The organism is Streptomyces sp. NPDC026500 (genome assembly GCF_055567635.1).
The window spans coordinates 21,391-36,084 of the sequence record NZ_JBVHQB010000018.1 but is presented as its reverse complement, the minus strand read 5'-3'; the positions used below and the strand labels follow the sequence as shown (position 1 = coordinate 36,084).

10 protein-coding genes are annotated in these 14,694 nt (G+C 71.2%); 3 read left to right on the top strand and 7 right to left on the bottom strand.

Annotated elements, in window-relative coordinates; all coding sequences use genetic code 11:
* Positions 1–100: 100 nt before the first annotated feature.
* Positions 101–1,132, top strand: coding sequence for a glycosyltransferase family 2 protein (locus tag ACZ4N5_RS29035; RefSeq protein WP_467760001.1), 1,032 nt, complete (start codon positions 101–103; stop codon positions 1,130–1,132).
* A 192-nt stretch (positions 1,133–1,324) separates the two neighbouring features.
* On the opposite strand, the gene ACZ4N5_RS29030 is transcribed toward ACZ4N5_RS29035, so the two are convergent.
* The 4 genes from ACZ4N5_RS29030 to ACZ4N5_RS29015 form a co-directional block, all read right to left on the bottom strand.
* A complete protein-coding gene (locus tag ACZ4N5_RS29030; RefSeq protein ID WP_467760000.1) occupies positions 1,325–3,064 on the bottom strand; it encodes an LCP family protein in 1,740 nt (579 codons plus the stop codon).
* A 121-nt stretch (positions 3,065–3,185) separates the two neighbouring features.
* Entirely contained in the window at positions 3,186–4,955 is a 1,770-nt protein-coding gene (locus tag ACZ4N5_RS29025) for an LCP family protein (RefSeq protein ID WP_467759999.1), read from the bottom strand.
* Between the two features lie 246 nt (positions 4,956–5,201).
* Positions 5,202–6,476, bottom strand: a complete 1,275-nt coding sequence (locus ACZ4N5_RS29020; protein WP_467759998.1) for an LCP family protein — start codon at positions 6,474–6,476, stop codon at positions 5,202–5,204.
* 475 nt (positions 6,477–6,951) lie between these two features.
* Positions 6,952–7,707: a TIGR03089 family protein gene (locus tag ACZ4N5_RS29015; RefSeq protein WP_467759997.1), complete on the bottom strand. Its 756-nt coding sequence runs from the start codon at positions 7,705–7,707 to the stop codon at positions 6,952–6,954.
* A 129-nt stretch (positions 7,708–7,836) separates the two neighbouring features.
* On the opposite strand from ACZ4N5_RS29015, the gene ACZ4N5_RS29010 reads away from it, so the two are divergent.
* Positions 7,837–9,243: a peptidoglycan recognition protein family protein gene (locus ACZ4N5_RS29010; protein WP_467759996.1), complete on the top strand. Its 1,407-nt coding sequence runs from the start codon at positions 7,837–7,839 to the stop codon at positions 9,241–9,243.
* Between the two features lie 187 nt (positions 9,244–9,430).
* Entirely contained in the window at positions 9,431–10,513 is a 1,083-nt protein-coding gene (gene manB / locus ACZ4N5_RS29005; RefSeq protein ID WP_467759995.1) for a mannose-1-phosphate guanylyltransferase, read from the top strand.
* 422 nt (positions 10,514–10,935) lie between these two features.
* Here the strand turns inward: manB and ACZ4N5_RS29000 are convergent, their stop codons facing one another.
* The 3 genes from ACZ4N5_RS29000 to cofD form a co-directional block, all read right to left on the bottom strand.
* The gene (locus ACZ4N5_RS29000; RefSeq protein ID WP_467759994.1) at positions 10,936–11,937 is read right to left on the bottom strand and encodes a DNA-3-methyladenine glycosylase family protein; all 1,002 of its coding nucleotides are present in this window, start codon (positions 11,935–11,937) and stop codon (positions 10,936–10,938) included.
* 367 nt (positions 11,938–12,304) lie between these two features.
* Positions 12,305–13,684: a coenzyme F420-0:L-glutamate ligase gene (locus ACZ4N5_RS28995; protein WP_467759993.1), complete on the bottom strand. Its 1,380-nt coding sequence runs from the start codon at positions 13,682–13,684 to the stop codon at positions 12,305–12,307.
* Complete coding sequence (cofD, locus tag ACZ4N5_RS28990; RefSeq protein WP_467759992.1) at positions 13,681–14,664, bottom strand: 2-phospho-L-lactate transferase; 984 nt, start codon at positions 14,662–14,664, stop codon at positions 13,681–13,683. Before cofD ends, ACZ4N5_RS28995 begins: the two co-directional genes overlap by 4 nt.
* Positions 14,665–14,694: the final 30 nt, after the last annotated feature.

The window sequence follows — 14,694 nt, the reverse complement described above, 5'->3', positions numbered from 1 at the left end:
TGGGGATCCGTGAGCACGGTAGGCCCATACGATCTGCGGCCCGGCCCTTACGCCGGGCGGCGCGCGACCGTGTCCCCCGTTCGCGGTAACGTGAGCTCCGATGAGCGAGAAGCCTGACGTGCGGTCCCCCGCCGTTTCTGTGATCATGCCCGTCCTCAACGAGGAGCGGCATCTGCGCGGGGCCGTCCAAGCGATCCTGGCGCAGCGGTACGACGGCGAGATGGAGGTCGTGATCGCCATCGGTCCCTCCACGGACCGGACGGACGAGATCGCCGCCGAACTCGTCCGCGAGGACCCGAGGGTCCACACCGTGCCGAACCCGACCGGCCGGACGCCCGCGGCGCTGAATGCCGCGATCAAGGCGTCCCGGCACCCCGTCGTCGTGCGCGTCGACGGGCACGGCATCCTCTCCCCGAACTACATCGCCACCGCCGTACGCCTCCTGGAGGAGACCGGCGCGCAGAACGTCGGCGGGATCATGCACGCCGAGGGCGAGAACGACTGGGAGCACGCCGTCGCCGCCGCCATGACGTCGAAGATCGGCGTGGGCAACGCGGCCTTCCACACCGGCGGTGAGGCGGGCCCGGCCGAGACCGTGTATCTCGGGGTGTTCCGGCGCGAGGCCCTGGAGCAGCAGGGCGGCTACAACGAGGAGTTCATCCGCGCCCAGGACTGGGAGCTGAACTTCCGGATCCGGGAGGCGGGCGGGCTGATCTGGTTCTCGCCCGAACTCAAGGTGTCCTACCGGCCGCGGCCGTCCGTCAAGGCGCTCGCCAAGCAGTACAAGGACTACGGCCGCTGGCGGCACGTCGTCGCCCGCTACCACGAGGGTTCCATCAACCTGCGCTACCTCGCCCCGCCGACCGCGGTGTGCGCGATAGCGGCGGGCGTCGTGGTCGGCGCCGCCCTGACCCCGTGGGCCTTCGTCGTCCCTGCCGGTTACCTCGCCGCCATCGCCGCGGGCTCGCTCCCGGCGGGCAGGGGTCTGTCCCTCAAGGCCCGCCTGCAGATCCCGGTCGCCCTCGCCACCATGCACATGTCGTGGGGCTGGGGCTTCCTGACGAGCCCCAAGTCCCTGGCGAAGAAGGTCGTCGCATCGCGTCGGCCGGCGGTCGTCGTCGGGACCCGCTGAGCAGACATCCGGGAAGGGCCTCCTTGGCGCTCGAAGGTCATCGCGCCCCGGCGTCCCGCGATCCTCGGTGGTTCCAACTGGGCCCGTCCGGCTGCGACCGAGTCCGCTTTCGGCTTCAACTGGACACGTCCGTAAATGAGTTGGGCCCCTCTCGACTTCGAGAGGGGCCCAACTGCCGTTTGCGGCACGGTCCTACGACCAGGTGTAGTCCGGGTTGACGTGCATGCAGGCGCCGGTGTCCGAGCCCTTGTCCAGCTTCGCGGACGCGGGCGTCGAGTCGTCGTCCGCAGGTGCCTTGTACTCCGTGCCGTCCCGCCAGTCGGCGCCGACGACCAGCGTGACGCCGGAGACGTCCGCCGACTGCTCCACCGCGTGCGTCGACACACCCAGGGCCTTGGCGACCCGCAGGGCGTCACCCTCCAGATCGGCGCTCGGGTAGCGGATCACCGTGGTGGCCTCGGCGGTCGCCGCCGACAGGTCGGCCTTCGACTCGGTGAAGCCCTTGCCGACGAGTAGTTCGGTCACCGCGCTCGCGCGTCCGGGGACCGGCGCGAGCACGCTGGTGCGCGTGCCGTTCTGCACCTGCACCGCGATCTTGTCGTCCGCCGCGGCCGGATCCGAGGACGTCTTCTCGGCGGGGGCCTTCTTCTTGTCCTTGCCGTCCAGCGCGATGTCCTCGCGCAGGAGGCGCCAGACCTGGTCCGCGTCCGTCTGCTTGGGGAGCACCCGGTTGCCGTCGGCGGAGTACACCCACGGCATGGTGGTCATGGTGATGCGCTTGGTCGGGACCTTCTTCAGCTCGTTGCTGAGGTCGTAGAGCTTGGTCACCGTGCCCAGACCCTTGTCCACGGTCAGCGCGTTGGTGGCCGTCTCCGCGAGGCCCCGCAGCTTGCCCGGGTTGCTCAGCGTGGCGTTCTCGCGCAGCTGGCGCACCATCGAGTTCATGTACTGGTGCTGGGCCTTGGTCCGGTAGATGTCGCTGCCGTCCTCGAAGCCGTACCGCGTCCGCAGCCACTGCAGGGCCTGCTTGCCCTTGACGGACGTCGTGCCCGCCTTGAGCTTCAGCCCGGAGCCGTGACCGGAGGAGGTGTGCGAGTAGATGTTGGCGTCCACACAGACGGGGACGCCGCCGATCGCGTCGGCCATCGACACCACACCCGCGAAGTCGACCATGATGAAGTGGTCGATGTGGATGTCGGTCAGCTTCTCCCAGGTGGCGACCGTGCAGCCGGGGCCGCCGCGGCCCAGCGAGTCGTTCGTCATCGCGAGCGACGTGCTCGCGGCGTACGTCTTGCCGGTGTTGGGGTCGGTGCAGTTGGGTATCTGGAGCAGGGTGTCGCGCGGCATGCTCACGACCGACATGTTGCTGCGGTCCGCCGACAGGTGCAGCAGCATCTGGACGTCCGCGCGGGCCGGTGTGTCGAACGTGTCCTTCGCGCCCCCGAGCTTCTGGTTCTCGGTCGTGTTCCGGGCGTCCGAACCGATCAGGAGGATGTTCAGCGGGGTCTGGCCCGCCGCGTTCGGCTTCGACTTGGCGGCGCGGTCCTTCGCGTCGCCGATGTTCAGGTCGTCCTTCTTGAGATTGCCGTTCAGGTGCTGGTAGTAGAGATATCCGGCGCCGGCCGTGCCGAGTATCAGGACCGCAAGCACCATCGCCGACCAGCGCAGTATTCGACGTCTGCGACGGGGGCGGCCCTCGTTCCCGTGCCGCCCTCCGCCGTCGCCCCCGCTGTGCCGGTCCTGTCCCTGGGGACTGAGCGGCATGGTGTCGTCGGCCGGTCGAACGCCGTCGCCGTCGGGCCGGGTGCGGCCGTCGGCCGCCGTACGAACGGGCTCGCCGCCCTCGTCGTACATGCTGTCGTCCCAGCCCAGTTCGCCGGCTTGCGGGTCACGGGGTCGTGCTCCCTCCCCACGCACACTGCTTTGCGCCATCTCTCAGCCTCTCCCCACCCTGCGCCTGACAAACGGGTCCGTCGCGCGCCCGGGCCGGACGCTTTCGCGCCCCGGCCGGACGCTTCTCGCGTCCTGTAGGACGCTTGACGGACCCGTTAGGTCACTTCGCGCACACCGTTTTGTCCGCCGTGGACTTCTCCACGTCCGGCGCCTTCGTCGGAGCGCTCAAAGGCACTCCGGCCCCCTTGAAGTCCTTGCCCAGGGTCAGCACGATCGCGGGCAGCCCCTGTGAGTTCTTCTCACTCTTGCCGGGCTTCAACGCGGAACCGGACAGCCCCATCAGATCCGCCAGTTTGCGTGCCTGGTCGGCCTGGTCGGGAGAGTACTCCAAGGTCGTCTTGCTGAGGGTTTCAGCAGCGTTACCCAGCTGGCTGGACTTGAGCACGCCCTCGGTGTTCTGCAGCCAGTCAAGAGTCTTCTGCGCGGAGCCGGCCTCTGCGCCGCCGTTGTAGATGTCGACGCGGACGTCGGACGCGGCGGAACGGGAGCCCTTGAGGCGGGCGGCCACCGCGGCCTTCTCCTTCTTCTCCTTCTGCTTCACCGCGGTGAAGGAGACGTCGTTCTTGATCGCGTCGAAGACGGCGGGTGCCGACGACTGGTCGACCACGACCGTCGCGTGGACCACCTCCGCCGGGTTGTCCCTCACCGGGACCGTGGTGAAGGTGATGTTCTTCGGCGGCACCTTCTTCAGCTCCAGGGCCATGTCCTTGAGCGTGTTCACGTTGCCGATGCCGGTGTCCACGGTGAGCGCCTTGGTGGCGGCCTCGGCCAGCTTGAACAGCTTGGTGGGGCTGGTGAGGGTGTCGCTCGAACTCATCTTGCGCATCAGGGAGCCGATGAACTGCTGCTGCACCTTGATGCGGTCGAGGTCGCCCGCGTTGCCGAAGCTGTGCCGGGTGCGGACGAAGGCGAGGGCCTGCTCGCCCTCGATGACGTGCTTGCCGGCGGAGAGCTTGAGGTGCGAGTTGGCGTCGTCCACGTTCTTGGCGAGACAGACCTCGACACCGCCCACCGCGCTGGTCAGCGTCTTCACCGCGTTGAAGTCGGCCATCATGAAGTGGTCGACCGTGATGCCGGTGACCGCCTTGACGGTGTCCATCGTGCAGCCCGGGTTCCGCTCGTCCTGCCCGAGGCTGGTGTTGAAGCGGACGTTGTCCGTGCCCTTGATGATCTTCTCGGTGCCGTCCGGCTCCTTCGTCCTGCACTCGGGGACGTCGACGATGAGGTCGCGCGGAATGCTCAGCGCGGTCGCGTTCGTCCGGTCCTTGGAGACATGCAGAAGGATGTTCGTGTCGGCGTGCCCGACACTGCCCTTGTCGCCGTATCCCGAGTTGCCCGCACCGGTGCGCTTGTCGGTGCCGATGATGAGGAGGTTGAAGGCCTCGTCCTTGCTGAAGCCGCTCTTGCCCGATGTGCCGACGTCCGTCGTCTGGACGTTGCCCTCAAGGTGCTTGAGGTAGGCATAGGCGGCGCCCGAAACAGCCACCAGGACCAGCGCCATGCTGCCGCCGGTCCAGAGCAGTATCTTCTTCGCCTTCGACTTCTTGGGCGCCTTGGTGCGCCCGCGCCGCCGCCCAGGAAGAGGTTCCGGCGGCTCGCCGCGTCGTCGGCGCGGCCCCGGCACATCGGTGCCGGGTGCGTCACGGTCCCGTCCTGGTGCGTCACGGTCCCGGCCCGGTGCCGCGCGATCCCTGCCCGGAGCGCTTCGGGTGCGCGCCGCGGCGGAGGGTGTACCCCTCCGCGGTCGCGGCACTCCCGACTGCGCTCCGGAAGGGGTCAGTCGCAGTTCGTATTCACCGGTGTTCGGGTTGAGCACCCACTGGTCTGCGGGGTCGATGTTGTCCGCCCGCCCACGGCCTTGCGCGTCCACGGTTGTCTGAATCCTCCGTCGGGGCCACGCGGCGCCTTTTCCCCCTCAAAAGGCGCTCGGGTCTCGGTCAAGCAGTGCGCGACCTCCAGGACGGACCTCGTGGCCGGGTGCACCGGATCGCTCACACTATCCGCCCAGTTCAGCGTCGAGCGACGACCGTGACAAATTCAACTTCCCTACAACCGGGCAATCCGCCCCATTTTCAGAGAGTTCTTAGCTCAGCTGTTCCCCGCCTTGGCGCGCGCTTTACCCGCAAGCGTCCTGGGCCGCCGTGTTACCCCGGAAAGTCGGTGTCGGATCGGGTGTCCCGGTGAGGCCGGCAGCTCCTATTACCATCGACATTCCGTCGCCGGGCGACTCCTCTTCGTAGTCACGGAAGGAGTTGCCGTACAGACTTACGGAATGCGGCGATTGGCCTTGGGCGAGCCGCTGGGGCGGTTCCTTCGCGACCGCCACCGGACGGTCCGCGCGCAGCCGCGCGAAGAGCCGGGCCGCCTCGGGCTCCACGAGCTGATCACGGTTGGCGTTGAGGACATAGGACGTCCGGGGCACCGTCAGGAACTGCATGCTTTCCGTGGGGATGTCGCGCATTCCGCGCACCAGGTCGTACAGGCCGCGCAGACTCGCGAGCCCCGGGTCGGTAGTCAGCGACGAGGTGGCCGCGTCCAGCACCGGATACAGCTTCGCCGGGTTGAGCAGGACATCGTTGCTGCGCACCTTGTTGACCAGCGCCCCGAGGAACATCTGCTGGCGGTCCATACGGTCGGTGTCGCTGCCGTTGCCGATGCTCTTGCGGGCGCGCACATAGCCGAGCGCCTGCTCGCCGTTGAGCACGACCTTGCCCGCGGGCAGCTTCAGCTTCGCCGCCTTGTCATTGATCGGCTTCCGAAGGCACACCTCGACGCCGTCCACCGCGTCGACCATGTCCTTGAAGCCATGGAAGTCCACCACCATGTGATGGTCGACACGGATGTTCGTGAGCTTTTCGACGGTACGGATCGTGCAGGCCGAACCGCCCACCTGGAAGGCGTAGTTGAACATCGCGAACATGGGCTCGGTACGGGTGCCGTCCGGGCGCCGGCAGCCCGGCACGTCCACCATCAGGTCGCGGGGAAGTGACATGGCGGTCGCACTGCGCCGGTTCGCCGACAGGTGCAGCAGGATCGTGGTGTCGGACCGCTCCGTCCCGGAGTCGCGGCCGTACTTCCTGTTCCCGGCCCCCGAGCGCGAGTCCGACCCGATCAGCAGGATGTTCTGCGCGCCGCGCACCAGCGCGGTGGGCCGTTCCTTCTCGTACCGGGCGAGCTCGGCGGCCGCGTCGTTGTCGGCGGTGATGTTCCCGTTCAGCTTCTCGTACGCGGCCCAGCCGACCCCCACGGTGCCGAGGACCAGCACGGCCACCCCGGTCGCCGTGTAGCGCAGCCAGCGCCGCCGCCGGCGTACGACCCCGGCCCCGGTGGGCGACGCTCCGAGCCCCGGCCCCCCTGGGCGTCCGGAGGGAGTGCCTGCGGTGTCGGTCACGTCGGGACCACCACCCCTCATGGCGTACGAGCGTGTCTGGCTGCTCCTACGACCATGTCCCGATGTGGCTGGTGAGGGGGGCCGGTGATGGGCCGAACGGGGGACGCGCCCGGCACGGGCGGCACTCCTGGCGGGCCACGGGTGGGGGCGAGCCGGTCGCCACGGCCGGGCGCGCGGCACGGCCGCTGTCCGGGCGACGTCGCGTGGGCCTGCGTCCTGGCGGCGCCCGTCGTTGACCTCCGCCCGGGCGGCACCTCTCGCTCGCCCGCCGGGTGACGCCCCTAGGGCCTGTCTGGCCCTTCCCGCCGGGCCCGCGACGCCTGGCACCGCTCCCCCAAGCTCTTCGAGCAGGGGGGACCCCCACGCCGCGGTGTCGGGCACGCCCGATTACGACCGGTACGAGGGCGAGACTCCGCCTTGCGATGCACGGCACCGGACGCCAGGGTCCGATCCGACGTGAATGGTCGGACAGGCCCTAGCGAGCCGTCGCGGTCACGCGCTCGCTCTCGATCCGCCGGGCGAGCGAGTCGTCGCCCAGTTGATCGAGATTGCGGCACAGCACCACGGATCCGCCGGTGGCGAGCGGTGCGTACAGCCCCGCGGCCAGGCCCTCCCAGGTGTCGTACGAGAGCGCCGACAGGATGCGTGAACCGGGCCCCGTCAGATCCAGCCCGGGAGCATCGGTCCGGGCCTGGTCCACGACCTCCGCGCCCGTGTACGCGGCCCCGGCGACGATCAGCGCCCGCTCCTCCGGATCGACCGGCGCGTACGGCGCGAACCGGTCGCCCTGGCTCGGCACCTCCACGGCGTAGTCGGCATAGCCCGCGGGCGGTGTCGGGAAGCGGCGGCCGAGCGGCGCGAGCGAGAGGGCGACGCGCTCACCGGAACAGGCGAGGCCGGCCTCGAAGCGCCCTGGGCCCGCGACGACGTGGTCGGCGGCGGCCGGATCGCCCCCGACGTCCGCGACGACGCCCACCGAGGAGCAGGCGAGCAGCCACACCGCCGTCTGCCAGTGCGCGGGCAGCAGCAGCGCGACCCGCTCGCCGGGCTCGGCGGACAGCTCGCCCTGGAGCAGGTTGGCGGTCTTGGCCACCCAATTGGCGAAGGTGGCCACGGACAATTCGACCCGTTCGCCCGTCGCGTCGTCGTAGAAGGTCACCAGAGGACGCGCCGGGTCCTCGGAGAGCGCGGATCGCAGCAGGTCGGCGGGGGTGCGGTCGGTGGCTTTCACGCGCGCAAGCGTACGCGGGGGCGCCGCGCGGCACGGCCCGAGCGCGCCACCGGTTCGGCCGAGCGTGCTCCGACGGTCCGTCAAGTCCGCGATGGACAGATATGTATGACTATGTTCAGGATCAGGAGCATGCGTGGATTCCTTGCTTCCTCGGTCGGCGTCACCTGCGCGGCCGCTCTCGCCCTTCCGCTCGCCCTGCCCGCCCCGGCACAGGCGGGGCCGTCGGCGGTGACAGCCGCGGCCGCCGCCTCCGGCAGCACCCAGTCCCTGCCCCTCGTCCCGCTCACCGGTGAACGGGCCCTCGGCCCGGCCGCACCCGAACAGGGCCTCGCCCGCCGCGACGTACGGCCGTTCTCCCTGGTCGGCGTCGTTTGGGACGACCCGAACAGTGAGTTGAACGGCCGTGTCCGGGTCCGCACCCGGGAGACCGGCACCGGCCACTGGTCCGACTGGCAGGACGTCGAGACCCACAACGACGAGCACGCCGCGGACCCGGACACCCCCGAAGGCGCGTCGCGCCGGGTGCACGGCTCCACCGCCCCCCTGTGGGTGGGCGACTCGGACGGCGTCGAAGTCCGCGTCGACGCGGAGCAGTCGGCGCGGGACGCCACGGACACCGCGGAGGAGGGTGTGCGGGAGAGCCCGGGGGAGGAACGCGTGGCCGCCCCGGCGCACTCCCCGCTGCCGGGCGGCCTGCGCCTCGAACTGGTCGATCCCGGCGGGGGTCCCCCACGCCCGGACGTCCGGACGACCGGGCGGGCCGGGGGCGTGCCCTCGGGCATGCGCGCGAAGGGCGTGCACGCGGGCGCGTCGGACGGCAACTCGGGGACGGACCCGAAGGCGGGCGCCACCGAGATCACCGCGCTCTCCCGGGAGGAGACGGAGCGCACGTACTTCCCCGACGACGTGGCCGAACAGCGCGCGATGCCGTACATCGGCCCGCGGCCCAGCATCATCACGCGCCGCGGTTGGGGCGCGAACGAGAACCTGCGCGAGCGCGGCTTCCTCTACACGAAGACGGTCAAGGCGGCCTTCGTGCACCACACGGCGTCGGGCAACAAGTACAGCTGCTCGCAGGTCCCTTCCATCATCCGCAGTATCTACCGCTACCACGTCGTGAGCAGTGGCTGGCGCGACATCGGCTACAACTTCCTCGTCGACAAGTGCGGAAACATCTACGAAGGCCGGGCCGGCGGCGTCGCGAAGGCGGTCATGGGCGCCCACACCCGCGGGTTCAACACGAACAGCATGGGGATCGCCGTGATCGGCAGTTTCGGCAAGACGAAGCCGACCGACGCCGCGCTCAAGGCCATCGCCCGGCTCACGGCATGGAAACTCGGCCTCTTCGGTGCCAATCCGCGTGGCAAGACATACCTGAAGTCGGCCGGTGGCAATCTCTACCGAAAGGGAAAGAACGTACGACTGAATGTGATCTCCGGCCATCGGGACGGGTTCGCCACGGAGTGCCCCGGACGGCTCCTCTACGGCAAGCTCGGCTCGGCCAGGACGACGGCGGCCCGCTACCAGGGCCGGTAGACAGGACCCGGACCAGGCCCGGCCGACACGGTTCGGCCGGGCCGGTTCCGGCAGGGATCACCTGAAGTCACGACAGAGGCCCGTCGAAGGACACCGCACGGCCATCGAAGGCGCCATCGAACGGTCTGCATACACTGGCCGGCCGAAAGACAGTTCGGCCGGTCCCGGCAGGAAGCAGAGACGACAGGTGACAGAAGCGATCCTCCTGGTCGGCGGCAGAGGCACCCGGCTGCGCCCTCTCACGGTGCACACGCCCAAGCCGATGGTTCCGGCGGCCGGGGTCCCCTTCCTCACGCACCAGCTGGCGCGGGCGCGCGCGGCGGGCGTCGAGCACATCGTGCTGGCGACCTCCTACCTCGCCGAGGTCTTCGAGCCGTACTTCGGTGACGGTTCCTCACTGGGCCTCCACATCGAGTACGTCACCGAGGACGAGCCGCTCGGCACGGGCGGTGCCATCCGCAACGTGGCGTCCCGGCTGCACTCGGGCCCCGACGACCCGGTCCTGATCTTCAACGGCGACATCCTCACGGGCCTGGACATCCCGGCGCTGGTGGCGACCCACGAGACGACGGGTGCGGACGTCTCCCTCCATCTCACCCGGGTGGAGGACCCGCGTGCGTTCGGTCTGGTCCCCACCGACGCCACCGGGCGCGTCACAGCCTTCCTCGAAAAGCCGCAGACCCCCGAGGAGATCGTCACCGACCAGATCAACGCGGGGGCGTACGTCTTCCGCCGTTCGGTGATCGACACGATCCCCGAGGGCCGCCCGGTCTCGGTCGAGCGCGAGACCTTCCCGGAGCTCCTGGCCACCGGCGCCCACCTCCAGGGCATGGTGGACTCCACCTACTGGCTGGACCTGGGCACCCCTCAGGCCTTCGTCCGCGGCTCCGCCGACCTGGTGCTCGGCCGCGCTCCGTCCCCGGCCGTCCCCGGCCGCTGCGGTGACCGCCTGGTCCTGCCCACGGCCACCGTGGCCCCCGACGCCAAGCTGACCGGCGGCACGGTGGTCGGCGAGGGCGCCCGCGTCGGCGAGGGCGCCCGGATCACCGGCAGCACCGTACTGGCCGGCGCCGTCGTCGAGCCCGGCGCCGTCATCACCGACTCCTTCGTCGGTGTCGGCGCCCGCATCGGCGAACGCACCATCCTCACCGGCACGGTCATCGGCGACGGCGCGGTCGTCGGCCCCGACAACGAACTCCGTGAGGGAGTCCGCGTCTGGTGCGACGCCCGCATCCCGGGCGGCACCCTGCGCTTCTCGTCGGACCAGTAGAAACCGAAGCACACCCCCGGAGGGGCTGGAACTTGGTTCCAGCCCCTCCGGGGGTGTTTCGCCTCTCCGGCACCCTTTGGCTGCGGCGGCACGCTTCAGCTGCTTCCCCGGCGCGTTTTCGGCTGCGGGGGCAAGATCCAGCCCCTCCGGCGTTCGAGGAGCGGGGGCTGGGGCGGAGCCCCAGGTACGGGACGGGTAGGGGCGGAGGGGGCGACAACCTGCCGGGGCGGAGGATGACGCGAGCCGCGGGCGCTCACGCGCGGAAGCCACACTTGCCTGGAGCCGGGCGGAACAAGGACCCGGGAGCCGGGAGCCGGGAGTCGAGAACCGGGAGCCGGGAGCCGGGAGCCGGGAGTCGAGAACCAGGGGCGGGGCGCCGGGCGCCGGGGACGGCCGGCGGAGACGGCAGAAGCCAGGGCCGCCTACAGCCGCCCGATGTCCCCGCGAGGCATCTTCGGCGTACGCCGCGGCGGCGTACGCCCGGCCAGCAGAATCAACCGGGCGGCCCGATGCCGCTGCCCGGCATAGGGCTCCAGCAGCTCCAGCATGACGGAGTCGTCCGCGTCCCGGTCCCCGGCCAGCGCGTACCCGACGATCCCCGGCAGATGAAGATCCCCCACGGTCACGGAATCCGCCGCGCCATGACTGCGCTGCACCACTTCCGCGGACGTCCACGGCCCGATCCCGGACACCAACTCCAGCCGCTGCTGCGCCTGTACGGGGTCCAACCCGACCGCCTCCTCCAGCCGCGCGGCCACCCGTACGGCCCGCAGAATCGTGGAGGCCCGCTTGTTGTCGACCCCGGCCCGGTGCCACTCCCAGGACGGGATCAAGGCCCAGGTCCGAGGCGCCGGCATGACGTACATCCGCTCGGGCGCGGGCCCCGGCGCGGGCTCGCCGAACTTCCGGACGAGCAACCGCCACGCCCGGTACGCCTCGTCGGTGGTGACCTTCTGCTCCAGGACGGACGGGATCAGCGACTCCATCACGAGCCCGGTCCGCACCAGCCGCAGGCCGGGCCGACGATGCCGGGCGAGCGCGACCAGCCGGTGCCGTGGCTCGAAGGCGTCGGGATCGTCCGCGGCGCCGAGCAGGTCGGGGAGCCGGTCGAGCAGCCAGTCGGCCCCCGGCCCCCATGCCTCGCCCCGGACCGCCCCGCCGCGCGGCGCGACCCGCAGTGTCCCGGGCCCGGCGGGCGTACGGCTGGTCCGCCACACGGAGCCGTCGGGTGTCGTCCGGAACGTCGGATCGCCGGGTCCGCGTCGCAGCGGCCCGAGGACGAGCCCGAGATCGAGCGGCCCGTCGGGCGTCCAGGTACGAGCGCGTCCGGGCTCGGCCGTCTGGCGGGGCACTCCGCCGGGCAGCACGACATGCCCGCCGCGCACAGTCGTACGCGTCGGCCGGGGAGCGAAACGTCCAGACACGAATGAGGTCCTAGAGAAACTCGGGGCGTCCTACGAGAGTAGGCGCTCACCCCACGGCAAAGGCGTCGGACGCCTCAGCGAACCGCCTCGGACCGCCCGAAGCGGCGTTCGGCGGGTCAGCGGCCCTCGCCGAACCAGCCGGGGGCGTCCTCGGCCGGTCAGGGGACTGCCTCGGGCCGATCGGAGCGCTGTCCTCGGCGGGTCAGCGGCCTGCGGAGCCGGCTGGGGGTTCTCGACCGGCCAGGGCACCGCCTCGGACCGCCCAGCGCGGCGTTCGGCGGGTCAGCGGCCCTCGCCGAACCAGCCGGGGCGTCCTCGGTAGGTCAGGGGGACTGCCCCGGCCCATCGGAGCGGCGCGTTCCGCCGGTCAGCGGACCTCGACGAAGTCGGCCGAGTCCCGCTCGGGCCGGCCCCTCGGCTCCTCCGCCGCGTGTCCGACGGCCACGGCCCCCATCGGGTCCCAGCTCTCCGGAAGCTCCAGCACCTCGCGTACGACATCACGGCAGAACATCGTCGACGACACCCACGCGGAGCCCAGCCGCTCCCCGGCCAGCGCGACCAGGAAGTTCTGCACGCCCGCCCCGGTGGCGACCACGAACATCTCGCGCTCGGCGCCGTCCCGTCGTACATCGCCGTACGTGTGCGACCCGTCCATGACCAGGCACGGCACCACGAGATACGGCGCCCCGCGCAGCACGTCGCCCCGGCGGACCCGCTTGGCGACGGACTCCTCGCTCTTCCCGTCGCCCCGCAGATCCGCGATCCACGCGTCCCGCATGGCGTCGAGCAGCCGGGTCCGCGACTCGGCGGACTCCAGGAGCACGAACCGCCAGGGCGTGGTGTGGTGCGGCGCGGGAGCGGTCACCGCCGCGGCGACCGCACGGCGTACGGCACCGGGGTCGACGGGCTCGTCGGTGAAGGCCCGGACGGTACGCCGCTGGGTCACCGCCTCCCGTACCGCCTCCGAGGTGCCCAGCCGGAACATGTCGTCACGCGCGTCACGCACCATCGCCCGCGCCCCCGCCCCGTCCCCCTCGGTCACGAGGTGCGCGAGCCCGCGCACGACGGCGACGGGCAGCCCGGAGGTCTTGCCCTTGACCAGGTCACCGGCGGCGGCGAGCTCGTCGGCCGTGGCGACGACGGTCGCGCTGAGCGGATTGCCGTGCGTGTCGGTGCCGCCGCGCAGGTCGTCGAGCACGTGGACGCCCGCGGCGCCGATGGCGACATCGGTGAGTCCGGTGCGCCAGGGCCGCCCGAAGGTGTCCGTGATCACGACGCCGACGTCGACGCCCAGGGTGTCGCGCAGTCCCGCACGGATCGCGTCCGCGGAGGCGTCGGGGTCCTCGGGAAGCAACAGCACTGTCCCGGAAGGGGTGTTGGAGGCGTCGACCCCGGCCGCGGCCATCACGAGCCCCTGCCGGTTCTCGACGATCCGCAGCGGGCCCCGCCGTGCCACGACCCGGACGGTCTCGGCGTCGATGGCGGCCTCGCGGTCGGCGGCCTCGACCGTCCGGCCCTCGGCCTTCGACACGATCTTGGAGGTGACGAGGAGCACGTCCCCGTCGACGAGTCCGGGCTCGGCCGCCGCGATGAGCTTCGCCAGGTCGTCGCCCTGGCGCACCTCGGGAAGTCCGGCCAGCGCCCAGACCCGGTAGCCCGCGCCGGCGGGCCGTCCCGGGTGCTCCCCGCCGGTGTGCCGACCCGCATGCTCCGCGTCGTCGGGCAACGCCGCGTCCACGGTGTTCATGACGTCCGTACCTCCTCCGCCAGCGTCAGCGCCTCACGCGCCATCCGCGCCGTCGCGTCGAGGTCGGACATCATCAGCGGGACGGCCCGGCAGCGGATGCCGGCGGCCTCGACGCGTTCCACGGCGGAGGCGTCGACCGTGTCGACGAGCCAGCCGTCGAGGAGGCCCGAGCCGTAGTGCTCGGCGACCGCGGCGGCGGTGGACTCGACGCCCACCGCGGCCAGCACCTTGTCGGCCATGCCGCGCACCGGCGCGTCGCCGACGATGGGGGAGAGGCCGACGACGGGCACGCCCGCCTCGGCGATGGCCTCCCGGATGCCGGGCACGGCGAGGATGGTGCCGACGGAGACGACGGGGTTGGACGGCGGGAAGAGGATGACGTCCGCCTCGGCGATGGCTTCGAGCACCCCGGGCGCGGGCTTCGCCTGCTCGGCGCCGACCGGCACGATCGCCTCGGCCGGCACGGAGGCCCGCAGCCGCACCCAGTACTCCTGGAAGTGGATCGCCTTGCGCTCGCCGACGGCCCCGGCCGGGTCGCCCTCCGGCAGCGTCACGGCGACATGCGTCTCGACGCGGTCGTCGGACATGGGGATGAGACGCACGCCCGGCTTCCACCGGTCGCACAGAGCCGCGGTGACGGCGCTGAGCGGATAGCCCGCGCCCATCATCTGCGTCCGCACGATGTGCGTCGCGAAGTCGCGGTCGCCGAGCCCGAACCACTCGGGTCCGACCCCGTACGCCGCGAGCTCCTCCTTCAGATGGAAGGTCTCGTCGGCCCGCCCCCAGCCCTGCTCCTCGTTGATGCCGCCGCCGAGCGTGTACATCACCGTGTCGAGGTCCGGGCAGACCTTCAGCCCGAAGAGGTGGATGTCGTCGCCGGTGTTGCCGATGACCGTGATGTCCGCGTCCGGCACGGCCCGCTGGAGACCACGCAGGAACCGGGCACCACCGATACCGCCTGCCAGAACCACAATGCGCATGGGGTTCAGTCTCGCAGGCGGGTACGACAA

What these genes read in the sequence shown, in the direction of transcription:
- ACZ4N5_RS28995 (WP_467759993.1), bottom strand. Translation starts at nt 13,684, where the DNA reads ATGAACACCGTGGACGCGGCGTTGCCCGACGACGCGGAGCATGCGGGT.
- cofD (WP_467759992.1), bottom strand. Translation starts at nt 14,664, where the DNA reads ATGCGCATTGTGGTTCTGGCAGGCGGTATCGGTGGTGCCCGGTTCCTG.
- ACZ4N5_RS29035 (WP_467760001.1), top strand. Translation starts at nt 101, where the DNA reads ATGAGCGAGAAGCCTGACGTGCGGTCCCCCGCCGTTTCTGTGATCATG.
- ACZ4N5_RS29030 (WP_467760000.1), bottom strand. Translation starts at nt 3,064, where the DNA reads ATGGCGCAAAGCAGTGTGCGTGGGGAGGGAGCACGACCCCGTGACCCG.
- ACZ4N5_RS29010 (WP_467759996.1), top strand. Translation starts at nt 7,837, where the DNA reads ATGCGTGGATTCCTTGCTTCCTCGGTCGGCGTCACCTGCGCGGCCGCT.